This window comes from Geothrix mesophila (genome assembly GCF_022808835.1).
GTDB classification, from domain to species: Bacteria; Acidobacteriota; Holophagae; order Holophagales; family Holophagaceae; genus Geothrix; species Geothrix paludis.
The window spans coordinates 1,006,423-1,027,426 of sequence record NZ_JAKZLD010000001.1 but is presented as its reverse complement, the minus strand read 5'-3'; the positions used below and the strand labels follow the sequence as shown (position 1 = coordinate 1,027,426).

The 21,004-nt window shown below is 67.2% G+C and carries 19 protein-coding genes; 10 read left to right on the top strand and 9 right to left on the bottom strand.

The window, feature by feature from the left end:
- Positions 1 to 63: 63 nt before the first annotated feature.
- Together MLG87_RS04750 and MLG87_RS04745 are read right to left on the bottom strand one after the other, a co-directional pair.
- Positions 64 to 792: a MotA/TolQ/ExbB proton channel family protein gene (locus MLG87_RS04750; protein WP_243294054.1), complete on the bottom strand. Its 729-nt coding sequence runs from the start codon at positions 790 to 792 to the stop codon at positions 64 to 66.
- A 51-nt stretch (positions 793 to 843) separates the two neighbouring features.
- Positions 844 to 1,644: an energy transducer TonB gene (locus tag MLG87_RS04745; protein WP_243294053.1), complete on the bottom strand. Its 801-nt coding sequence runs from the start codon at positions 1,642 to 1,644 to the stop codon at positions 844 to 846.
- 262 nt (positions 1,645 to 1,906) lie between these two features.
- On the opposite strand from MLG87_RS04745, the gene tgt reads away from it, so the two are divergent.
- Genes tgt through secD form a run of 3 tightly spaced genes read left to right on the top strand, consistent with a single transcriptional unit; the run spans position 1,907 to position 6,271 of the window.
- Positions 1,907 to 3,055, top strand: coding sequence for a tRNA guanosine(34) transglycosylase Tgt (gene tgt, locus MLG87_RS04740; protein WP_279341062.1), 1,149 nt, complete (start codon positions 1,907 to 1,909; stop codon positions 3,053 to 3,055).
- Positions 3,056 to 3,370 carry a preprotein translocase subunit YajC gene (yajC, locus tag MLG87_RS04735; RefSeq protein WP_243294051.1) on the top strand — a complete coding sequence of 105 codons (315 nt, stop codon included), beginning with the start codon at positions 3,056 to 3,058 and terminating at the stop codon, positions 3,368 to 3,370.
- A gap of 54 nt (positions 3,371 to 3,424) precedes the next feature.
- A complete protein-coding gene (secD, locus tag MLG87_RS04730; protein WP_243294050.1) occupies positions 3,425 to 6,271 on the top strand; it encodes a protein translocase subunit SecD in 2,847 nt (948 codons plus the stop codon).
- Between the two features lie 124 nt (positions 6,272 to 6,395).
- Here the strand turns inward: secD and MLG87_RS04725 are convergent, their stop codons facing one another.
- Complete coding sequence (locus MLG87_RS04725) at positions 6,396 to 7,412, bottom strand: alpha/beta hydrolase family protein (protein WP_243294049.1); 1,017 nt, start codon at positions 7,410 to 7,412, stop codon at positions 6,396 to 6,398.
- A 68-nt stretch (positions 7,413 to 7,480) separates the two neighbouring features.
- The gene (locus tag MLG87_RS04720) at positions 7,481 to 8,371 is read right to left on the bottom strand and encodes a polysaccharide deacetylase family protein (protein ID WP_243294048.1); all 891 of its coding nucleotides are present in this window, start codon (positions 8,369 to 8,371) and stop codon (positions 7,481 to 7,483) included.
- Positions 8,372 to 8,488: 117 nt separating this feature from the next.
- Here MLG87_RS04720 and MLG87_RS04715 point away from each other — a divergent pair, with 117 nt between their 5' ends.
- The 7 genes from MLG87_RS04715 (at position 8,489) to MLG87_RS04685 (ending at position 15,246) form a co-directional block, all read left to right on the top strand.
- Positions 8,489 to 9,472 (top strand): hypothetical protein, encoded by a 984-nt coding sequence (locus MLG87_RS04715; protein WP_243294047.1) that lies wholly within the window; start codon positions 8,489 to 8,491, stop codon positions 9,470 to 9,472.
- 135 nt (positions 9,473 to 9,607) lie between these two features.
- Complete coding sequence (locus tag MLG87_RS04710) at positions 9,608 to 10,084, top strand: 4Fe-4S dicluster domain-containing protein (RefSeq protein ID WP_243287939.1); 477 nt, start codon at positions 9,608 to 9,610, stop codon at positions 10,082 to 10,084.
- A 12-nt stretch (positions 10,085 to 10,096) separates the two neighbouring features.
- Positions 10,097 to 11,947, top strand: coding sequence for an aldehyde ferredoxin oxidoreductase family protein (locus MLG87_RS04705; protein WP_243294046.1), 1,851 nt, complete (start codon positions 10,097 to 10,099; stop codon positions 11,945 to 11,947).
- Between the two features lie 17 nt (positions 11,948 to 11,964).
- Positions 11,965 to 13,209: an NAD(P)/FAD-dependent oxidoreductase gene (locus MLG87_RS04700; RefSeq protein WP_243294045.1), complete on the top strand. Its 1,245-nt coding sequence runs from the start codon at positions 11,965 to 11,967 to the stop codon at positions 13,207 to 13,209.
- A complete protein-coding gene (gene thiS, locus MLG87_RS04695; protein WP_243294044.1) occupies positions 13,206 to 13,460 on the top strand; it encodes a sulfur carrier protein ThiS in 255 nt (84 codons plus the stop codon). The genes MLG87_RS04700 and thiS overlap by 4 nt, the downstream gene beginning before the upstream one ends.
- On the top strand, positions 13,460 to 13,744 hold the full coding sequence (locus MLG87_RS04690; protein ID WP_243294043.1) for a hypothetical protein: 285 nt from the start codon (positions 13,460 to 13,462) through the stop codon (positions 13,742 to 13,744). The genes thiS and MLG87_RS04690 overlap by 1 nt, the downstream gene beginning before the upstream one ends.
- 29 nt (positions 13,745 to 13,773) lie before the next feature.
- Complete coding sequence (locus MLG87_RS04685) at positions 13,774 to 15,246, top strand: MFS transporter (protein WP_243294042.1); 1,473 nt, start codon at positions 13,774 to 13,776, stop codon at positions 15,244 to 15,246.
- A 15-nt stretch (positions 15,247 to 15,261) separates the two neighbouring features.
- Here MLG87_RS04685 and MLG87_RS04680 read toward each other — a convergent pair whose 3' ends face one another.
- From MLG87_RS04680 to MLG87_RS04660, 5 genes are all read right to left on the bottom strand, one after another.
- Positions 15,262 to 15,957 carry a PilZ domain-containing protein gene (locus tag MLG87_RS04680; RefSeq protein ID WP_243294041.1) on the bottom strand — a complete coding sequence of 232 codons (696 nt, stop codon included), beginning with the start codon at positions 15,955 to 15,957 and terminating at the stop codon, positions 15,262 to 15,264.
- Between the two features lie 13 nt (positions 15,958 to 15,970).
- On the bottom strand, positions 15,971 to 16,705 hold the full coding sequence (locus MLG87_RS04675; RefSeq protein ID WP_243294040.1) for a metallophosphoesterase family protein: 735 nt from the start codon (positions 16,703 to 16,705) through the stop codon (positions 15,971 to 15,973).
- A 34-nt stretch (positions 16,706 to 16,739) separates the two neighbouring features.
- A complete protein-coding gene (locus MLG87_RS04670) occupies positions 16,740 to 17,891 on the bottom strand; it encodes a shikimate kinase (protein ID WP_243294039.1) in 1,152 nt (383 codons plus the stop codon).
- A gap of 87 nt (positions 17,892 to 17,978) precedes the next feature.
- Complete coding sequence (locus MLG87_RS04665; protein ID WP_243294038.1) at positions 17,979 to 19,118, bottom strand: aspartyl protease family protein; 1,140 nt, start codon at positions 19,116 to 19,118, stop codon at positions 17,979 to 17,981.
- A gap of 30 nt (positions 19,119 to 19,148) precedes the next feature.
- On the bottom strand, positions 19,149 to 20,936 hold the full coding sequence (locus tag MLG87_RS04660) for an ABC transporter ATP-binding protein (protein WP_243294037.1): 1,788 nt from the start codon (positions 20,934 to 20,936) through the stop codon (positions 19,149 to 19,151).
- Positions 20,937 to 21,004: the final 68 nt, after the last annotated feature.

The window sequence follows — 21,004 nt, the reverse complement described above, 5'->3', positions numbered from 1 at the left end:
CCATGGTGTGTTCTCCTTAGAAATAGCCCGGGAGCTCGCGCCCCCGGGCTGGGTGGCGGTTCCTTAGCTCTGGCTCTCGCGGCGGATGAACTCGTCGATCATCTGGGAAGCCGCGTTGTTGATGTTGGTGACGACGACGTCCTGCTTGTTGGTCAGCAGGTTGTAGATCCACACCGCCGGGATGGCGACGAACAGGCCGAGGGCGGTGGTGGCCAGGGCCTCACCGATGGAGCCGGCCAGGGCGTTGATGTCGCCGGCGCCCTTGGTCTTCAGGTCGGAGAAGACCTTGATGATGCCGATCACGGTGCCGAGCAGGCCGATGAAGGGGGCCAGCGCGCCGATGGTGCCCAGGCCGCTCATGCCCTTCTTGAGGAGCTCGACGACCTCGGCGGTGCCGCGCTGGATGGCGCGCTCCACGGGCTGGATGGCGTCGTGGTTGGGGTTCATGGTCTTGAGTTGCTTCTCGTACTGGAAGATGTCCAGGCCGTGCTTCAGCACCAGGGCGATGTGGCTCTTGTTGTGGGTGGTGGCGGCGCGCTTGGCGGCCTCGAAGTCGCCGCGGCGGAGGGTGTCCATGAAGAGCTTCAGGAACTTGTCCGAGGCCTGCTTGCTCTGCGCGTAGGTCACGAAGCGCTCGATGGCCACGTAGATCTGGTAGGCCATCAGGATGAAGAGAACGGAGATGATGAACTTGTTGGCGATGGAGGCCGAACGCCAGATCTCGGCGGCGGAGAAGCTGTCGTGGCCGCCTTCGGCAAGACCGAGCATCAGGGGGGTGGTGAACAGGTTCATGAGGTTTCCTTATGGAATGGAGAGAGGATTGGACGTGGGAAGGGGCGCGGGCTACCGGAGCCGGAACGGCATGGTGAGCTTGAATCGCGCGTACTGGGGTGCGCCGTTCAGGAGGGCGGGCTCGAACTTCCACTGCATGGCGTAGGCTTCAGCCGTGGGCCGCAGCTGGGGAGGTCCTTCCTTCGCGACGGCCGAGGTGGGCACACCATCGGGGCCGACCACGATCTCCACGACCACCGTGCCCTGGATCTTGGCGATCTTGGCGAGAGGAGGATAAGGAGGGGCGGGGGGCTGGTACTTCACCTTGATCTGGCTGAAGTCGAAGTCCACCACCTTGCCGGTGCCGCCGACCACGCCGCCGACCACGCCGCCGACCACGCCGCCGATGACACCGCCGGGGACACCACCGGGAACGCCGCCGGGGACGCCGCCCAGCGAGTGGTCCTGCTTGGGCAGTTCTTTGGGAACCGTCTCAGGCACCACTTCCTGGCGCGGGTCGATGGGAGTCGTATCCACCTTGCTGGTCGTCACGGCAGCCATGGGCGGCGGCGGCGGCGGCGGAGGAGGCGGAGGCGGAGGGGGCGGAGGCGGAGCGGCTTCCACCTGCTCGGCCAGGTCGATGCCCACCGTCTTGATCACCTTCTTCCCGGCCTCGGTGTGCTTCGCCAGCTGGAACCCGATGAACGCGAAGAGCGCGTACATGGCGATTGTCGTGGGAATGGTGACCTTGGGGTTGCCCCGCTTGATCGCCTCATTCCCGGCGACAAGGGAGGACTTGTATACAGCGTCCTCCAGCGTCTCCACGGGAGCCACCGGCTTGGCGGGGGGTGATTTCTTGGGATCTTTGCTCATGCGACTCCCTTGAAAAATCCAGGGGAAAAAACAGCGCGCCGGACCCATGGGAACTTCGGTCCGGCAACGAAAGGTGAGGATAAAGAGCTGGGGCTGGCCCAACGGTTAAGATGGCAAAGGGCGGACGGATGGTCAAGCTCGAAAGACGGGCCTGATCCCCGCCATATCTGTCTTTCGCTGTTTTTTGCTTGGTTTCGCAACACCCGTCTGCGGCCCAAGCAAATGAAATTGTTAATTTTTGTTAAGAAGGTCTGGGCATCCCATGTCGAAGGTCACAACCCCATATTTTTCATTCACCCCCGCCTCCGCCCCCCCCTCCGGGGCCGCGAGGGCGGGTGGGTTTTACACCTCGCATGGCGAGGTCCTGACCCCGGCGTTCATGCCTGTCGGGACCCAGGGAACAGTCAAGGGCATCACGCCGGTCCAGCTCCGGGAGGTGGGTCCCCAGGTGATCCTCGGCAACACCTATCATCTGGGGCTGCGCCCCGGAGACAGCCTGGTGGCCCGTCTGGGGGGCCTCCACCGGTTCATGGGATGGGATGGGCCCATCCTCACGGATTCAGGCGGGTTCCAGGTCTTCTCCCTGGCTTCGCTCCGGAAGATGACCGAGGAAGGCGTCACCTTCCAGAGCCACGTCGACGGCAGCCCGCAGTTCCTGTCTCCCGAGCGGAGCATGGAGATCCAGCGGAACCTGGGCTCGGACATCTGCATGGCCCTGGACGAGTGCCCGCCGGGTCGCATGGAGCGCGCCAAGCTTGAAGTGAGCATGGCCCGCACCACGCGGTGGCTGGCCCGCAGCCGGGCCGTGCCGCTCCAGCCGCACCAGGGGCTCTTCGCCATCAACCAGGGCGGGACCCACCTGGACCTGCGCCGGCGCCACCTGGCGGAGGCGATGGAGCTCGATGCGAAGATCCCCTTCCAGGGCTTCGCCGTGGGCGGCCTCAGCGTGGGAGAGCCCAAGGACGAGATGAACGGCGTGCTGGCGGAGTTCGTGAAGGAACTGCCCGCGGACCGGCCACGGTACCTCATGGGCGTGGGCACGCCGGAGGATCTGCTCTTCGGCATCGAGCAGGGGGTCGATCTCTTCGACTGTGTTCTGCCCAGCCGGGAGGCCCGCCACGGCCGCATCCTGACCAGCCGGGGCAAGCTCAATCTCAAGAACGCCCGGCACCGGGAAACCGACCTGCCGCTGGATCCGGATTGCGGCTGCTACACCTGCCGGACCTTCAGCCGGGCCTACCTCCATCATCTTTTCCGCTGCGGCGAGCTGCTGGGCTTCACGCTGAACACGATCCACAACCTGAGCTACACTGTGGGGCTCACCCGCGACGCGCGGCAGGCCCTGCTGGAAAACCGATTTCCGGCGTTCGCCCAGACCGCGCGCGCCCGATGGCAGACCGAGGAGCCCTAGATGATGTACGCCCTTCTTCAGCAGACCCAGGCCGGCGGCGGGCCCGCTTGGATCCAGTTCGTGTTCATCGGCGGCATGGCCCTGATGTTCTACTTCCTCCTCATCCGGCCCCAGAGCAAGGCCCGCAAGGAGATGGAGGCCCGCCTGTCCAAGCTGAAGGCCGGCGACGAAGTCGTGCTGACCTCCGGCCTCTACGCCACCATCGACCGCGTGGAGGACAAGCACATCTGGATCAAGCTCGGCGGTTCCGTGGTCAAGGCCCGGCGCGCGGCCGTGGCGGCCCTGGCCTCCGAACCTGAACAGCAGCAGAACTGACCCCCTGACCTTCCGGGCCGGCCCCCGCCGGCCCGCTTCTTGTAGGAGCGCCCCGTGACCAAGCGGAGCCTCTGGCGCCTCGCCATTGTTCTCGCCGTGCTGTTCGGCTGCGGCTACTTCTTCACGCCCCTCTCGAAGGTGAAGCTGGGCCTCGATCTCCGGGGCGGCGTACACTTCGAGCTGGAGGTCCAGGGCCAGGAGGCCCTCGCGGCCGACCTGCGCGACAGCCGGGATCGCCTCACCGCCCGCCTCAAGGAGAAGGGGCTCCCTGGCGCCGTGGTGCAGGTGGACGGCGGCGCCCTCCGGGTCGATGGCGTGGGCGCGGACCAGAAGGCCACCGTGGAGAAGGTCGCCAAGGACTACTTCTCCGGCTACGCCTTCAGCGCCGAGGGAGACGTCTTCCGGCTCACCCAGCGGGACTCCTACCAGAAGCAGCTGAAGGACGACGCCAACAAGCGCGCCCTGGAGGTCATCGAGAAGCGCATCCGCGACATCGACCCCGCCAACGTGCTGGAGCCCGAGATCACCGCCAGCGGCGCCGAAGGCAACCGCATCGTGGTGGAGATCCCCGGCATCGAGGAAGGCGACCGCGAGCGCATCAAGAAGCTGCTGGCCACCCCGGGCCACCTGGAGCAGCGCCTGGTGGCCAAGGCCCCCCAGGTCTACTTCAACACCAAGGAGGAGGCCCTGGCCTTCTTCAAGGGGACCATCCCGCCGGAATTCGAGCTGTTCCCCGAGATCGAGAGCGAGCGCCAGGCCCGCCGCACAGGCCAGCCCGCGGCGAAGGCCAAGCCCGGCGAGGAGAGGATCAGCAGGTGGGTTCTGCTGGAGAGCCGCGTGGCCGTGGATGGTGCCGACATCATCGACTCGCACCGGGCCTCCAACTCCCAGACCGAGGCCAACGAGGTCAACTTCACCCTCAACAAGAAGGGGGATGACGACTTCGCCCGCCTCACGGGCATCGCCTCGGAAGAGAGCCGCTACATCGCCATCGTGCTCGACCGGAAGATCGTCACCGAGCTGACGGCCAAGGAGAAGATCATCGGCGGCGCCGTCCGCATCAGCGGCAGCTTCACCGCACAGGAGGCCGACGACCTGGCCAGCCAGCTTCGCAGCGGCGCCCTCCGCGCCCCCATGAAGTTCCTCGAGGAGCGCGTCGTGGGCCCCGGCCTGGGCCGCGACTCCATCCACGCCGGCGTGCGGGCGGCCGTCATCGGCTTCGCCGCGATCATCGGCTTCATGGTCATCTTCTACCACTGGTCGGGCGTCAACGCGATCGTCGCCCTGACCGTGAACGTGGTCGTGATGATGGGCCTGCTGGGCTCCTTCCGCGCCACGCTCACCCTGCCGGGTATCGCGGGCTTCGTGCTGACTCTGGGCATGGCGGTGGACGCGAACATCCTCATCTTCGAACGCATCAAGGAGGAGCTCGGCCTGGGCAAGAGCGTGGCTGGCGCCATCGACGCGGGCTTCGACCGGGTGTTCTGGACCATCGTGGACAGCCACGTGACCCAGCTCTTCGCGGCCCTCCTGCTCTTCATCTTCGGCACGGGCCCGGTGAAGGGCTTCGCCGTGACCCTCACCGTGGGCGTGGTGGCCTCGCTCTTCACCAGCATCTACATCAGCCGCTACATCTACGACTGGGTGCTCGAGCATCACCCCGGCACCAAGACCCTTTCCGTGGGCACCCACACCTTCTTCAAGGGCTCATCCTACGACTTCATGAAGTACAAGGGCACGGCCATCGCCATCAGCTGGGGCATCATCCTGATCTCGCTCCTCTACGTGCGGCCCTGGAACCTCACCCACAACAACCGCATCCACCTCGGCATGCAGTTCGTGGGCGGCAACGACATGACCGTGCGGTTCCGCGGCGCCATGGAGCCTGAGACCATCCGGGCCGCCCTCGCCCGGCAGGGCTATTCCGACGCCTCCGTGGTGGCCTACGAGAACCCCGACAAGTCGATCCGGGACTTCTCGGTGAAGGTGAAGGCCCGCAAGGATGCGGACCAGAAGGACAGCACCATCCAGGCCAACGCCCTCCGGGCCGTCTTCAAGCAGATGGATCCGGAGGCCGCCGGCAGCCAGCTCCCGGCCCTGAACCTCGAAGGCTCCAAGACGCTGACGGACACGCTGGTGAAGGCCAATCCCGCCGGCATCGGCGGGGATGAAATGGCGCTGCAGGCCACCTACACCCCCTTCGCGGAGAAGATCATCGCCGGCCGCGACCGCCTGCCCTCGGGCCTCTACCAGAGCTACGCCGAGCTGCCGCAGGACCTGCCCCAGGTCGTGCGGGACACGGTCCAGAAGAGCTACCGGCTGGGCGCGGTGGGCATCCTCAAAGACGAGAGCTTCTCCCCCAGCATCTCCGGCGAGTGGACCCGCAAGACCCTCACGGCCGTGGCCTGGGCCCTGGGCGCCATCCTGGTCTACGTGATGTTCCGGTTCACGGCGAGCTTCTCCGTGGGCGGCATCGTGGCCCTGGTCCACGACATGCTCATGGCCCTGGCTCTCTTCGCGGCCTTCGGCTACGAGTTCAACGTGCCGGTGGTGGCCAGCTTCCTCACGCTGATGGGCTACTCCATGGCTGACACCATCGTGGTGTTCGACCGCATCCGCGAGAACAGCCACCGGCCGGAGTACCGCCGCGCCACCATCACCAAGCTGGTGAACGACTCCATCAACCAGACGCTGGGCCGGACGATCCTCACCTCGCTGTCCGTGCTGTTCGTCTCCGTCTGCCTCTGGCTCTTCGGCGGCCCGGCCCTCAAGGATCTGGCCTTCCCGCTGGTCATCGGCGTCATCACCGGCACCTACTCGTCCATCTACATCGCCAGCCCCGTGGTGGTGTACTGGGACCAGTGGTTCGGCGGGAAGGACAAGCTCAAGCAACATGCCTGACCTCATCCGGGGGTTCCACGCTCCGCTTCACTGCGCGAACACCCCCGGACCCCCAAGAAGAAGCCCGGCATAGCCGGGCTTCTTCTTTTCCTACTTCAGCCGACAGCTGATCGCTGACAGCCATCTACTTCAGGTGCTTCTCCAGGAACGCGTATATCTCCTTGCGGGAGTCCTGGGCAAGGGTGGTGTCGATGCGGTTGAAGCTGTGGCCGCCGGGGGCGTCCTGGTAGATCTTGTGCTCGAAGGTCTTGCCGGCGGCCTTGAGGGCGTTGATGAGGGTCTCGACCTCCACCACGTTCACGTCGCGGTCGTTGGTGGTGCTGTGGATGAGCAGGGGGGTGCGCAGCTTCTGGACGTTCCACACGGGGCTGCGCCGCCGCACCAGCTCCACGTCTTCGCTGGGAGTCTTGCCGGCGAACATGGTCCGGACCACGGCGTCGTCCCGGTACTCCTCGCCGGCATAGCCCACCCGCATCAGGAGGTCGGAGACAGGCACGCCGGCGTAGCAGGCGGCGAACTTCTCGGGATGGTCGAAGACGGCCATGAGGGCGATGAGGCCGCCATGGCTCCAGCCCACCATGGCGCAGCGCTTCGGGTCCACCGGAAGGTGCTCCACGGCCCAGTCACGACCGGCCACCACGTCGTCGATCTCCAGGCCGCCGTAGTCGATGGCGTCGTACAGGCCCTTGCCGTAGCCCGTGGAGCCCCGGTAGTCGGGCGCCACCACGACGTAGCCCCGCTCGATCATCTCCCGGACGATGTGGGCGTGATAGGTGCCGAAGTCGCCGTGGACGCCCCCGTGGGGCAGCACGATGAGGGGCAGCTTCCGGCCCTTCTCGGCCTTGCGGGGGATGAAGACGTACTGCTGGATCTTCAGGGGGTGCCGCTGGTTCTTGATGCCATAGGTCTCCTCGCCCCGGGGGTTCGGCGGCCCCGTGTAGGTCACCTTGTCCACCACGGCCACATCCGACAACCGCAGGAACCAGAGTTGATCGTCCGCGGCCTTCCGCACCGCATCCAGTTCCCAGTTGAGGCCGTTCACGCGGGATTCCACCCGCTTCAGGCGCGCCTCTTCGGGAGCCTGAGCCACGAGGGGGGGCAGGGCCAGGGCGCAGAGCAGGAGCGGGACCGGAAGGCGCATGGGGACCTCGGAGAAGGTTTGACCAGAGAGTACTGCACTGGCCATCGTCTTGCGAGGCCTTGAGGGAATCAGCCTTCCCAGCTCACCCAGCCGGCCCGGCCGGGGATCTCTCTCCGTGAAACCTCCTTGGCCGGCGGGTTGGCCGCCTTCAGTTCCGGCAACCAATCCGCGTGGGTGCGGGCCACGACGCCGCGCTCCCGCAGGCCGCCCAGGAAGGTGTCGAAGGTCTCGAACAGGGCCCCCCCCTCGACTTCCGTATGGAGGGCGTAGACGTTCAGGGCGTCCTCACGGACCAGGTCCCAGACCTCGCGGTTCACCTGGTCGGGCGTACGGCCGTCCAGGCCCAGCAGCTCGTCCAGGGTGGGCAGGGTGGTGGGAATCTGGAGGGTGGAGAGGGTCCGTCCCTTCACGATGGGGTAGAAGGGCGCCAGGCCCCGGCAGTCCCCGGCGTAGGCCAGGCCATAGGCCTCCTGCAGTTCCAGCGTGGTGTCGTTGCAGCGCCAGGCGGGGCTCACGGCGCCCAGGGGCTTCTCGCCGAAGACCATGCCAAAGGCCTCGTGGGCATTCGAGTACCAGTCCGACAGCCACTGGCGCGACTTGCGGTCCAGCAGGTCGTGGTACTGCACGTGGTCCCAGGCGTGGATGCCGACCTCGTGACCGGCGGCCTTGGCGGCCCGCATCTCGGCGGCGGCGCGCTTCCAGATGATGGGCGCCGGCAGCAGCACGCCGTACATCATGGTCTTGAAGCCATAGAGCTTGGTGGCGTTCGTGCGCCGCATCTTGGCCAGGAAGCCCTTGCGGAAGATGCGCCGGATGGCCTTGCCGCTGTTGTCGGGGCCGAAGCTGAAGTAGAAGCTGGCCCGCATCTGGTGCTTGTCCAGCAGGCGCAGCAGGGTGGGGATGCCTGTGACCGAGCCTTCCAGGGTGTCAACGTCCACGCGGAGCGAAATGGCTTTCATGAGGTTCCTTCCCGCTCCCATTGTTCCCGGCGGGCCGGAACCCCGCCAGGGCCGCTTTGTGGATCGTCCTGTCGCATGTATGCTTGGCCCGCTCTCCCTAACTTGATCGAGGATCCCATGACTCAGAAACGTCTGGTACGCCTGTCGGAACTCACCGGCCTGAAGGCCGTTCCCAAGGGCCCCTGGCAGGGCCCGGCCGTGGCCGGCTCTGTGAGGGGCTTCCCCGTGGCCGTCGCCTGGACCCGAAACGATCGCCAGGCACAGGTCACGCTCCTGGTGCGGTTCGCCAAGGGCTCCTGGGCCGCGGGGCCGGACGGGCTGAAGCAGTTCGCCGAATCCTCGGAGGAACTCCGCGCGGCCGTGGGCAAGAAGACCCTTCCCAAGGCGATGCTCAAGTCCTTCCAGCTTCTGGAAGACGGGCTCCTCTGCCAGTGGCCGTATTCGTTCTTCGCGCCCAAGCCTGAGGCGGTGGCCGCGGTGCTCAAGGTCCTGGTGGCCTTCGCGGAGCGGGCGGCCAAGCCGGTGTCTGAGCAGTGCGAGGGCTGCGGACGAGAGACGCGGGAGGGCCTCTGGATGGCGGATGGCGTGCCTGTCCGAGTCTGCACCCCCTGCCGGGCCTCCCAGGACGAACAGGCGCGACGGGCACAGGAAGCGTACCAGGCGATGGCCTCCAACCCCCTGGCCGGCCTGCTCTACGGGCTCGCCACGGGCGCGGTGCTGGCCGTGGCCTGGGGCGGTCTCGCCTACCTGATCCACCGGATCTTCCTCTGGGGGGCCATCGGCATCGGCGTGGCGCTAGCCTGGACCATCAACCGGGGTATGGAGAAGGTGAACCACTTCGGGCGGGCGCTCACGGTGCTGCTGACCTTGGCCACGGTCCTCGCGGGGGACTACCTGTTCATTCTCTTCTCAGCCGCGCAGGAATCGGAAGGCGGATTGAGCCTCCGTCTCGCTTCGGCGGTGGCGACCCACTTCTACGAGGTCGATTTCCAGAACGGGTCGGGCTTCGTGAGCCTTCTCTTCGCCCTAGTGGGCGCGGGCTACATCCTCTACATGAACCGGCCGCCGCGGTTCCGCGTCACCTACGAGCCCTTGGGCTGAGAGAGAAAAGGGCGCCGAAAGGCGCCCTTTTCTTGTCAGAGGAAATCAGAAAAAAGGGCCCTTCCGTCATCCGTTATCCGATCTATGATCATCGCGATCCATTCCCGACAGTGCCATCACATAGGAGGTTCCGCCATGCAGAAGTCCCTCCACATCGACCCCAACAAGTGCACGGGCTGTCTTCAGTGCGAGATGGCCTGCGCCTGGGAGAACCACCGCAGCTTCACCATCGCGAAGTCGCGGATCAAGGTGTTCACCTTCCACAAGGAAGGGCGCTTCGTGCCCTACACCTGCACGCAGTGCGACGAGGCCTGGTGCATGACGGCCTGCCCGGTGGACGCCATCCGGCTGGATCCCGTCACCGGCGCGAAGATCGTGCTGGAGCCCACCTGCGTGGGCTGCAAGGTCTGCACGATCGCCTGCCCCTTCGGCACCATCAACTACGTGGCCTCCACCGGAAAGGTGCAGAAGTGCGACCTCTGCGACGGCGAGCCGGCCTGCGCCAAGGCCTGCCCGACCGGGGCCATCACCTACGTGGACGCCGACTGGACGGGACTCGGGAAGATGCGCCAGTGGGCCGGCAAGACCGACACCAACCCGGCGACGGTGTGAGGAGCGACTGCCATGGCATGGACCAAGAACGTTCTCCGCGTGAACCTCGAGGCCGGCACCTGCACCACGGAGCCGCTGAACATGCAGTGGGCCCAGGACTACCTGGGCCAGCGGGGCCTCGCCACCAAGTACCTCGTGTCCGAGATCGACCCGAAGGTTGATCCCTTCTCGCCCAAGAACAAGCTCATCTTTGTGACGGGCCCGCTTACGGGCACCATGGCCGCCACGGGCGGACGCTACTCCGTGGTCACCAAGGGGCCCCTCACGGGCGCCATCGCCTGCTCGAACTCCGGCGGCTACTTCGGTGCCGAGCTGAAGTTCGCGGGTTGGGACATGGTGATCTTCGAAGGGGCTGCCCCGAAGCCCGTCTACCTCCTCATCAACGACGGCAGGGCCGAGCTGGTGGACGCGTCCCACCTCTGGGGCAAGACCGTCTGGGAGACCGAGGAGACCATCAAGACCCAGCACCAGGATCCCCAGATCCGCGTGGCCGCCATCGGCCGGGCCGGCGAGAACCGCGTGCTCTACGCGGCCATCGTGAACGACCTGCACCGCGCCGCGGGCCGCTCCGGCGTCGGCGCGGTCATGGGCTCCAAGAACCTCAAGGCCGTCGCCGTGCGCGGCACGCGCACCGACGCCTACCAGATGGCCAACCCCGAGGCCTTCTTTGCCGCCACGGAGGCCGGCAAGAAGGTGCTGGCGGCCAACGGCGTGACGGGCCAGGGGCTCCCGACCTACGGTACCCAGGTGCTCATGAACGTCATCAACGAGCTGGGGGCACTGCCCACGCGCAACCACAAGGATGTGCAGTTCGAGGGCGCCCACGACATCTCCGGCGAGGCCATGCACGAGAAGCGGTCCACGGACGGCAAAGCCAACCTCGTCACCAACGGCGCCTGCTTCGGCTGCACCATCGCCTGCGGGCGCATCTCCCGCATGGATCCCGGCCACTTCAGCATCAAGGACAAGCCCCAGTACCACGGCGCTTCCGGCGGCGTGGAGTACGAAGCCGCCTGGGCCCTGGGCGCCGCCAATGGCGTGAACGACCTGGAGGCCCTGACCTACGCCAACTTCCTCTGCAACGAGGACGGCTTCGATCCCATCACCTTCGGGGCCACCGTGGGCGCGGCCATGGAACTCTACGAGATGGGCGTCCTCACGGAGAAGGAGACCGGCCTCAAGATGCCCTTCGGTTCCACGGAAGCCCTGGTCAAGCTCGCCGAGATGACTGCCAAGGGCGAGGGCTTCGGCAAGATCATGGGCCTGGGCTCCAAGCGGCTCTGCACGAAGTACGGCCATCCCGAGCTGTCCATGACCGTCAAGAGCCAGGAGTTCCCGGCCTACGACGGGCGCGCCCTGCAGGGCATGGGGCTGGCCTACGCCACCAACAACCGCGGGGCCTGCCACCTGCGCGGCTACATGGTGTCCCCCGAGGTCCTGGGCATCCCCGTGAAGATGGAACCCCAGGCCACCGAAGGGAAACCCGCCATGCTGAAGGCCTTCCAGGACCTCACGGCCGTAGTGGATTCCGCCGGCATCTGCCTCTTCACTACCTTCGCCTGGGGCCTCTCGGACATCCAGCCGCAGATCCAGGCTGCCTGTGAGGGTGACTGGTCTGAGGAGCGCCTGCTCCTGGTGGGTGAGCGCATCTGGAACATGGAGCGGGAGTTCAACCTCGCCGCCGGCTTCACGGCCAAGGACGACAACCTCCCGCCGCGGCTGATGAAGGAGCCCGCCAAGACGGGCCCCCAGAAAGGCGCCGTGTCCAAGCTCGACGTCATGCTGCCGGAGTACTACCAGGTGCGCGGCTGGACCAAGGATGGCGTCCCCACCGCCGAAACGCGCAAGCGCCTCGGCGTATGAAGAAAACCGAGGTTTTCATGCGACACCTCATCATCGGAAGCGGGCCCGCCGGGGTGGTCGCGGCGGAGACTCTGCGCAAGGCCGACCCCGCCGCGGAGATCACCCTGCTTTGCGGCGAGGGGGAGCCGCCCTACGCCCGCATGGCCATTCCCTACCTGCTGAAGGGGGAGATCGAGGAGGCGGGCACCCACATCCGGAAGGACGCTGACCACTACGACCGTCTGCGGATCCAGCTGGTGCAGGCCCGGGCGAAGGGCATCGATACCGCCCATCGCACCGTCGACCTGGGCGGCGGCCGCAACTTGCCCTTCGACCGGCTGCTCATCGCCACGGGATCCCATCCCAGCCTGGAGAAGATCCCGGGCATGGACCTTCCGGGCGTGCACAGCTGCTGGACCCTCGAGGACGCCCGCACCATCCTGGCCCAGGCCCGCCCCGGCACCCGCATCGTCCAGATGGGCGCGGGCTTCGTGGGCTGCATCATCATGGAGGGCCTGCTGTCCCGTGGCGTGGACCTCACCATCCTCGTCCGCAGCGGCTACATGGTGCGCCGCATGATGAACCCCACCGCCAGCGGCCTGATCCGCAAGTGGTGCGAGGCCAAGGGCGTGAAGGTCCTCACCCACACCCAGCCCCAGGGCCTCTCGATCAAGGAGGGCGTCCTCCAGGTGGATCTGGGTGAAGGGCGCACGCTGCCGGCGGACCTCTACCTCAGCGTGGTGGGCGTGGATCCCACCCTGGGCTTCCTGGATGGCAGCGGCATCGAGGTGGGCCACGGCATCCTGGTGGACGCGGCCATGCAGACCAGCGTCCCCGGCATCTACTCGGCGGGGGATGTGGCCGAGGCGACGGACTGCCTCACGGGCCAGCGGCGGATCAATGCCATCCAGCCCAACGCGGTGGAGCAGGGCCGGATCGCCGCGCTGAACATGGCCGGGAAGCCGGCCCAGTTCCGCGGAAGCTTCGTCTTCAACGTGCTGACCACCCTAGGCCTGGTGTCCTCCTCCTTCGGTGAATGGCAGGGGATTCCGGGCGGGGAATCCACCGAGGTGCTCGACGAGACCCACTACCGCTACCTGAACCTCCAGTTCGACGGGGACCGGCTGGTGGGCGCCAATTGCGTGGGGTTCGCCGATCATGTGGGCGCCTTCCGCGGGCTCATCGAAGGCCGGGTCCGCCTGGGCATCTGGAAGCAGCGCCTCCTGGAGGATCCGACGCGGATCATGCAGGCCTACCTCGCGGCCGCGCACCGGGTGGCATGAAGATCACCTTCAAGCTCTTCGCCTCCCTCGCGGTCCATCTGCCGCCGGAGGCGCGGAGCCGGCATCGCATCGACCTGGAGGTGAATCCGGGCTGCACGGTGGGCGAGGTGATCCGCCGCCAGGGCGTTCCGCCAGCCCAGTGCGCCATCGTGCTGGTGGACGGCGCCTGGGTGGCCGCCTCGGAATGGGACTCCCGAACCTTGACCGAAGGACAGGCCCTGGCCATCTGGCCCCCGGTGGCCGGCGGCTGATGGATCACCGCCTCGAACTGGAGATGGCCATCTCCCGGGAGGAGTTCCTGCGCCTGCTGCCCGGAGCCGTGGGGCCCTTCGCCGAGGGGGAGGATGGCCTGTTCCGGGGCGCGGATGGCGCCGGGCGCTGGACCATCCGGCTCGTGACCTTGGCGGATCTCCGCCTGGGCAGCGTGGTCCTGCCTCGGCACCGCGTCGAGGTCCGCCTCTCCGGCTGTCCGGCGGAGGCGGCCGAGGCCTTCCTGGCCCGGCTCCTGCGGGGCTTCATGCGGGGCGGAGGGTAGAAAACCTCAAGGTCCCGTATAATCCCCGGATGCCCACCCAGCGCTCCTCCGGAATCCTCCGCTCCTTCCCGCCCGTCTTCTGGCTGGCGAACGTCATGGAGCTCTTCGAGCGGGCGGCCTACTACGGCCTCAACTCCGTGCTCGCGGTCTACCTCACGAACGAGGTCGTGAAGGGCGGCCTGGGCTTCACCGAGCAATCCGTGGGCTTCCTCCAGAGCCTGATCTACGCCTTCACCTACGTCATCCCCATCGCCGGCGGGGCCCTGGCGGACCGCTACGGGTACCGGCGCATGCTGCTCTTCGCCTTCTCGATCCTCACAGCGGGCTATTTCGTGGCGGGGAACGTCACCTCGTACGGCGCCGTCTTCGCGGGCCTGCTGGTGATGGCGACCGGCGCAGGCCTGTTCAAGCCCATCATCTCGGGCACCCTGGCCCGCACCACCACGGAGGAGAACTCCGGATTCGGCTTCGGCATCTACTACTGGATGATCAACATCGGCGCCTTCCTGGCGCCCCTCGTGGTGAGCGTGCTCAAGGGGTTCTCCTGGCGCTACGTGTTCATCGCCTCCGCGCTCTACTGCGCGGCCATGCTCGTGCCCACGGTCTTCCTGTTCAAGGATCCGCCGAAACCCGAGAACACCAAGAGCCTGAAGGAGGTGGCCCACGGGGCGGCCCTCGTGCTGGGCGACGCGCGCTTCATGCTGATGATCGTGGTGTACTCCGGCTTCTGGATCCTCTACTTCCAGAACTTCGGATCCGTGCTCTGGTACCTGCGCGACTTCGTGGACGCCACGCCCGTGAACCGCTTCTTCGCGTCCTTCGGCGTGCCCCTCAAGTTCGACGCCGAGCATGTCACCGTGGTCAACGGCGGCACCATCATCCTGCTGCAGGTGCTCGTCAGCCGCATCGTGAAGAAGATCCGGCCCCTGCCCACCATGGTCTCGGGCATCGTCATCGGCACCCTCGGCTTCCTGTGCCTGGCAGCCTCCACGAACGTGTGGGTGTTCATCCTGGGCATCTCGGTCTTCTCCATCGGCGAGATGACGGCCCATCCGAAGTACTACAGCTATGTGGGCCTGGTGGCGCCGGCGGACAAGAAGGCCGTCTACATGGGCTATGCCTTCCTCTACGGCGTCATCGGCAGCCTCATCGGCTCCAGTCTGGGCGGCGCCCTCTACGGCGCCATGCTGAAGCCCGTGGTGGGCCAGCCCGGCGGCCCTGCCGCGGCCCGCGCCTTCTGGCTGTTCTTCGTGGCGCTCAACGTGCTGGCCGCCGTCGGCCTCGTCCTCTACGACCGCTTCTTCGCCATAGATACCCCGGAGACCAACGAGAAGGCCCGCAAGATCATGCTGGGGATCTACGTCCTGCTCCTCGCCGCGGGCGTGGCGTTCGTCTGGTCGGCGGTGGCCGGCCCCTCCGTCTCCTACAAGACCCTGGTCCAGGCCGTGATCATGCTGGCCCTGGGCGCGGGCGGAACGGTGGTCAGCCTGCGCAAGGGCTGAACCCCCTTCGTGAGTTCAGCTCTGCCGGAACCCCTGTGACCGGTCCGTGCGCCGCGCCTGGATGAAGCGGTGGATGGGCTCCAGGTCCATGTCCGGGCCCGGGTGCAGCACCACACCGAGACGCGTGGGGTAGTCCTGGCCCTCGAGGTAGGCGAGATGGCGGACCTCGCCCGGACAGTGGAGAACCGATCCATCCGGCAGTCTCGCGTCGATCTCCACCGGGGCGTGGAGGTCCACCATCAGGGGCTCGTCGAGGGCGAGTCCCACGCCGGTCTCGGTGAGGTTCACCAGCAGGGCGTCCAGGGTGCGTCCCCCCAGGCCCACCCGGACCTTCAGCGGCGCCTGCTCAGGCGCGGCCACGCGCATGTCCCGCCGGCGGTGCAGCTGCGCGGACTCGTGGGGCCAATCCAGGCGAAGGAGCGGATCGCCGGCCTCGTCCTGGAGGGGGGCCAGCAGGATGGAGTCCAGGGTGAGCACCTCCTCGCCCAGCAGCACGGTGAGGGTGACGGCGGTGCCTTCGGCGGGCATCGCATCCCGGGCATGCAGGCCGGACAGCTCCAGGGTTGAGCCGGGACGGAAGCTGCGGAGGCGGAGGTCCCCCAGGAGCCGGGAACTGATGCCCTGGAGCCTCAGGCTGGCCACCGCCTTGGTGAGGCGGGCCTGGATGAGGAACTGTTCCAGGACGGGGGCCGACAAGGTGGAGTGTCCCATGGGGTGATGCCTTTCAAATGCCCTGGCTCAGCCGTTCGGCCAGGGTGCGGTGCAGTCCCGCCTCCAGGATGGCCTTGGCCGCGCCCTTCACGTCGTACTCGATGCGGTGGAGGCGGAGCCGCTTCCGCCTGGGGTCGAAGGTCATGAAGGATACCCTCGGATCGCGATCCCGCGGCTGGCCCACGGAGCCGGGATTCACCAGGTACCGGCAGTGCGGCTGCATCTCGAACCAGACGCCGGGATCGAGGCAGATCCAGTTCAACCGGCCCTGGGCCTCGTCCAGCTCGAAGCAGCCGGGCAGGTGGGTGTGGCCGAAGAAGCAGAGGGGCCCCTGGAAGGCGTCGAAGGCCTGGCTGATCTCGCGCATGTGCAGGAGGTACGCGTCCTCGTCCACGGGGGACCCGTGGGCGATCTGGTAGTCGTCCCCCACCCACTGGGGTCCCACCGGGAGGTCCGCCAGGAAGCGCCAGTTGTCCTGCCGCAGCTTCTCCCGGGTCCAGTCCGCGGCCATGTGGGCGGGCAGGCTGAAGGTGCCGTCGGGCTCGAGGCCCGCGCAGACCTTGTCGTGGTTGCCCCGGACCATGAACCGGGGCCGCAGCTCGCGGACCTTGTCCAGCAGCTGGTTCGGATGGGCCCCGTAGCCCACCAGGTCTCCCAGGAGCACGAAGCGGTGGATGGCCCTCCGTCGCGCGAACCGCAGCACGGCCCGGAGGGCGTGCAGGTTCGAATGCAGGTCGGAAAGAATCAAATCCAATGGGATATTCCTGGGGGAGGCCCCCATTCTAACAAGCCCTCATCATGGCGGAGGCAAGATCCTCGGGATTTCGGCCGAAGGAGAGCAGGGCGGGGGCGAGGGACCAGGCCGAGGCGCGGGCCGCGCACCGGGCCATGAAGGCGCTCCGATCCTGGGCTAGGGGACGCAGGGGATCCCGTCCCACCCGTTCCCAGGACCGGGCCGGCGGCTCCGCCAGCCAGAGGGGGGCGAAGCCGGCGGCGGCGACGGCCTCCCGGTTGGCTGGGGCCTCCCAGGCGCCGCCCCCCAGGGCCACCACGGCGGGCTGGGCCAGGAGGGTGGGCAGCAGGGTGGTCTCCAGGGCCCGGAAGGCGCTTTCGCCCCGCTCGGCGAAGATGGCGCTCACCGGAAGGCGTTGATCCGCCTCGATCACGTCATCCAGGTCCTCGAAGGCCAGGCCCAGTTGCCGGGCCAGAAGCCGGCCGAGGGTGCTCTTCCCGGCACCGCTGCCGCCCAGGAGCACCACGCCCTGGCCCCGTCGGAAGGGCGGCCGGACCTGCCACCGCGCCTGCTGGACCTCCCAGCCCAGGGTGGCGGGGTCGGCGCTGCGGTGGACTTCGCCCACCATGGCCAGGGCTTCAGCCCCGGCCCCGAAGCAGGTCCTGGCGTCCGCGGGCCCCAGGCCGCCGATGGCGATGGGCGCGAGGCCCTGGGCCCGCAGGGCCGCGCAACCCGCGCGGAGCCCTTCGAGGCCGATGGGTGCGGCGTGGTCGGTCTTGGTGGCCGTACCGCGGAAAGGCCCAACGCCGGCATGGTCACAGGCCGGGTCGACGGCCTCCCACTCCGCGGGGCCGTGGGTCGAGGCGCCGACATGGCAGCCGCCCAGGCCCGGGAGGCGCAGCGCTTCGGCGGCGGGCAGGTCGCCCTGGCCCAGGTGGAGGCCCCAGGGAGCGAGCCCTTCCTGGGCCGCGAGCATGGCCAGGTCCGCCCGGTCGTTCACGCAGATGAAGGGCCAGCCGCCGTTCGCTGCCGCGTCCGCCAGGGCCGCCCGCAGCTCCAGCCACTGGGACCTCGCATCCAGGGGCTTGCCCCGGAACTGCACCAGCGGGAACCCCGCCTCGCCCAGGCGGCGGATCTGGGCCGACAGCGGCTCGGGACGCGAGGCGTCCGTGATCGGGTAGAGGGGCGGGAGGTGGAGCATGCAGGCAGTGTACCTGGGCCAGAAAAGGGTGGCCGAGCTTCGCAGCCCGGTCGTCACCACGCCAGGCGACTGTCTCTGCTCGAAGCATCATTTCGGTTCGGGAAGTTCGATCCGGGCCGGTCTCTCGTTTCGCATGATGGATAGCGACCGAGCCTTTCCACTGAGCACAGCTGCCCGAAGCGTGGCGAGGTTGAGGGAATCACCCTGCAGATCCCCGAAGGCCAGCAGACGGTCTCCCGCCCGGAGTCCTGCCCGCTCGTAGACGCTACCCGATTTGACGCCCAGGATGACCAGCCTGGGTGTGGCACCCGACCGGTCCCAGACAGCATGAAGAGATTGCCGAACCGCAGGCTTTGCGTCCAGGCACCCGTTCGACCCGACCTTGAACCCCACTTGGGCTCCTCTGAAATCGAGCCAGATGGAGGGCCACATGGCCGATAACCCAAGGAGATCCTCCTCCTCGATCTCCACATCAGGGTCGCACCACTGCTTCGCGCCGATGCCGACAGCTGCTGAAATTGATCGGACCTGCTGGGGGGATTCCTTGCCGGCCACAGTCACCGAAATTGAGGTCGGGCTCGGGACTGTCCGCCTTGGGAGGTTCTTGGCCGCCCGTTCTGAAACCGTAAGGAACCCAGTCAGGCCCGTATCGCAAACGGCCTCGAGCCGAAATCCTGCGACGTCCAGCCGGACGAGCGACACCCCATTTGAATGTTTGAAAGCCAAGTTCTGCAAGTAGAGCCCCTCAGAGCCGCTATTCCAGCAAATCACTTGGTGGTGGAAGTCCATCAAGAAGGTCTGGTCCCGAAGCAGGTTCATGCCGATCAGACCCGCAACTGGGATGTCCATGGTCTGGTTCAGATAGCTGAGGTCGAGCAGAATGGCCCGGAAGGCGCGGGCGTGCAAGGGGCCGCACTGGAGTTGGTGGACCCGGACAGGTTCGGCGGTTACGGCCGATCCTCCAGCTGCGACAGCTTCGACCTTCTTCCCCTCCAGATCCGCGTCCCGAGTCCAGAACTCAGGGCCAATCGACCGGTCGAGCACGGACATTTCAGATCCGGTGTCGACCACCATGCGCACTTCCTTCGAGGTGCCGTCGCCACGCAGGAGGTGGACTTTGACGATCGGGATCCCGAACAGACTAGATTCCATGGGGGTGGACTGGGTCGAGCCGTTCGCCTGGGCGACCAGTGCTGCCAGCCCAAACCCGATCGCTGCTAGACGCATCCTGCCTCCCAGGCGTCCAGCCTACCCCCCTTAGGCCGCCTCGCCCTCCGCGAACTGCAGCCGCACGAGCTTGGCGTAGACGCCGTCCTGGGCGATGAGGGCGTCGTGGTTGCCGCGCTCCACGAGGACGCCCTGGTCCATGACCCAGATCTCGTCCGCGTCCCGGATGGTGGAGAGGCGGTGGGCGATGGTGAAGGTGGTCAGGCGGTGGCTCACGTGCTCGATGACGTTCTGGATCTTGGCCTCGGTCTCGGAGTCGATGTTGGCGGTGGCTTCGTCCAGCAGCAGCACGGCGGGCTCCAGGTAGAGCATGCGGGCGAAGGCCAGGAGCTGCCGCTCCCCGGCGCTGAGCTTCTGGCCCCGCTCCCCCACCTGGGTCTCCAGGCCCTGGGGCAGTCGGGACACCAGGTCCTTCAGCTGGCTCTGCTCCAGCACCGAGGCCAAGCGGGCCTCGTCGAGGGTGCGGTCCAGCACGATGTTGTCGCGCAGGGTGCCGGAGAAGACGAAGACATCCTGGAGCACCAGCCCGAAGAGGTCGCGCAGGCTGCGGATCTTCAGCTCCCGCACGTCCACGCCGTCCACGGTGATGCGGCCCTCGTGCACGTCGTAGAAGCGCATGAGCAGGTTGATGAGCGTGCTCTTCCCGGCTCCGGTGTGACCCACCACGGCCACGCGGCGACCCTTGGGGATGACGCCGCTCAGCTCGCGGACCACCTTCCGGCCGCCCTCCTCGTAGGCGAAGGAGACGTTCTCCAGGCGCACTTCGCCGGCGAACGTGGCAGGCTTCGCGCCGGGTGCTTCCGGGATCTCCTCCTGGTTGTCCAGCAGGCGGAAGATGCGCTCGCTGGAGGCCAGGGCCGTCTGCATGACGTTGTAGCGCTCGGCCAGTTCCCGGATGGGCCGGAAGAACCGCCCCGACTGCTGGATGAAGGCCAGGAGCAGGCCCCAGGTGATGGCTCCGGCCTTGAGCTTGAAGCCCGCGTAGAAGATGAGCGCCGCGAGGGTGCCGGAGGTGATGAACTCCACCACGGGGAAGAACACGGCGTAGGCGAAGATGGTGCGGAGGAAGGCCTGGAAGTAGTCCTCGTTCAGGCCCTTGAACTGCGCGTCGCTGTGCGCCTCCTGGGCGTTCACCTGCACCAGGCCCATGCCGGAGATCTGCTCCTGAAGGAAGGCATTGATGCTCGCGTAGCGCCGCTGCGTCTCCCGGAAGGCCTCGCCGGCGCGGCGACGGAAGATCTCCGTGGCCACCAGCAGGAAGGGCAGGATCCCCAGGGCCACCAGGGCCATGCCCGGGTGGGTCCAGAACATCCAGGCCACGATGGCCAGCAGCGACAGGGCATCCCCCACGATGGCCACGAAGCCCGAGGCGAACATCTCGTTGAGGTTCTGGACGTCGCTGGTGACCCGCGTCATGAGGCGGCCCACGGGGTTCCGGTGGAAGAAGTCCGTGCTGCGGCCCATGAGGTGCTCGAAGAGCTGCACCCGCAGGTCGAGCATGGCCTTCTGGCCCACCCGGGCCAGCAGGAAGTAGCGCGCGAAGCTCACGAGGAACCCGGCGATGAGCACCCCGAAGAACCCGGCGATCATGGGCGCCGCGCCCCTCAGGCTGCCCTGGGCCATGAACCGGTTGATGAGCCGGAGGGTCAGCTCCGAGGGCATGACCTCCAGGAAGGCGCCCAGGGCCATCAGGAACAGCAGGGCCAGGAGGGCGGCCCACTGAGGGCGGAGGTAGCCGGCCAGGCGCCAGAGCAGCGTGTGGCGCATGGGCCGCTGGTCCATCCGGTCAGATTGAAAGTAGGCTTCCTGTTCGGACATGGGGCCATTCTCCCACAGGCGCCCCGATTCCCGTCGTGACCAGGACGGATCGGGGCGGCGCCTGTAAA

Excerpts from the sequence above, each read along its gene's own strand:
- MLG87_RS04750 (WP_243294054.1), bottom strand. The coding sequence starts at position 792 with ATGAACCTGTTCACCACCCCCCTGATGCTCGGTCTTGCCGAAGGCGGC.
- MLG87_RS04745 (WP_243294053.1), bottom strand. The coding sequence starts at position 1,644 with ATGAGCAAAGATCCCAAGAAATCACCCCCCGCCAAGCCGGTGGCTCCC.
- tgt (WP_279341062.1), top strand. The coding sequence starts at position 1,907 with ATGTCGAAGGTCACAACCCCATATTTTTCATTCACCCCCGCCTCCGCC.
- yajC (WP_243294051.1), top strand. The coding sequence starts at position 3,056 with ATGATGTACGCCCTTCTTCAGCAGACCCAGGCCGGCGGCGGGCCCGCT.
- MLG87_RS04725 (WP_243294049.1), bottom strand. The coding sequence starts at position 7,412 with ATGCGCCTTCCGGTCCCGCTCCTGCTCTGCGCCCTGGCCCTGCCCCCC.
- MLG87_RS04720 (WP_243294048.1), bottom strand. The coding sequence starts at position 8,371 with ATGAAAGCCATTTCGCTCCGCGTGGACGTTGACACCCTGGAAGGCTCG.
- MLG87_RS04715 (WP_243294047.1), top strand. The coding sequence starts at position 8,489 with ATGACTCAGAAACGTCTGGTACGCCTGTCGGAACTCACCGGCCTGAAG.
- MLG87_RS04710 (WP_243287939.1), top strand. The coding sequence starts at position 9,608 with ATGCAGAAGTCCCTCCACATCGACCCCAACAAGTGCACGGGCTGTCTT.
- MLG87_RS04705 (WP_243294046.1), top strand. The coding sequence starts at position 10,097 with ATGGCATGGACCAAGAACGTTCTCCGCGTGAACCTCGAGGCCGGCACC.
- MLG87_RS04700 (WP_243294045.1), top strand. The coding sequence starts at position 11,965 with ATGCGACACCTCATCATCGGAAGCGGGCCCGCCGGGGTGGTCGCGGCG.
- thiS (WP_243294044.1), top strand. The coding sequence starts at position 13,206 with ATGAAGATCACCTTCAAGCTCTTCGCCTCCCTCGCGGTCCATCTGCCG.
- MLG87_RS04690 (WP_243294043.1), top strand. The coding sequence starts at position 13,460 with ATGGATCACCGCCTCGAACTGGAGATGGCCATCTCCCGGGAGGAGTTC.
- MLG87_RS04685 (WP_243294042.1), top strand. The coding sequence starts at position 13,774 with ATGCCCACCCAGCGCTCCTCCGGAATCCTCCGCTCCTTCCCGCCCGTC.
- MLG87_RS04680 (WP_243294041.1), bottom strand. The coding sequence starts at position 15,957 with ATGGGACACTCCACCTTGTCGGCCCCCGTCCTGGAACAGTTCCTCATC.
- MLG87_RS04670 (WP_243294039.1), bottom strand. The coding sequence starts at position 17,891 with ATGCTCCACCTCCCGCCCCTCTACCCGATCACGGACGCCTCGCGTCCC.
- MLG87_RS04665 (WP_243294038.1), bottom strand. The coding sequence starts at position 19,118 with ATGCGTCTAGCAGCGATCGGGTTTGGGCTGGCAGCACTGGTCGCCCAG.
- MLG87_RS04660 (WP_243294037.1), bottom strand. The coding sequence starts at position 20,936 with ATGTCCGAACAGGAAGCCTACTTTCAATCTGACCGGATGGACCAGCGG.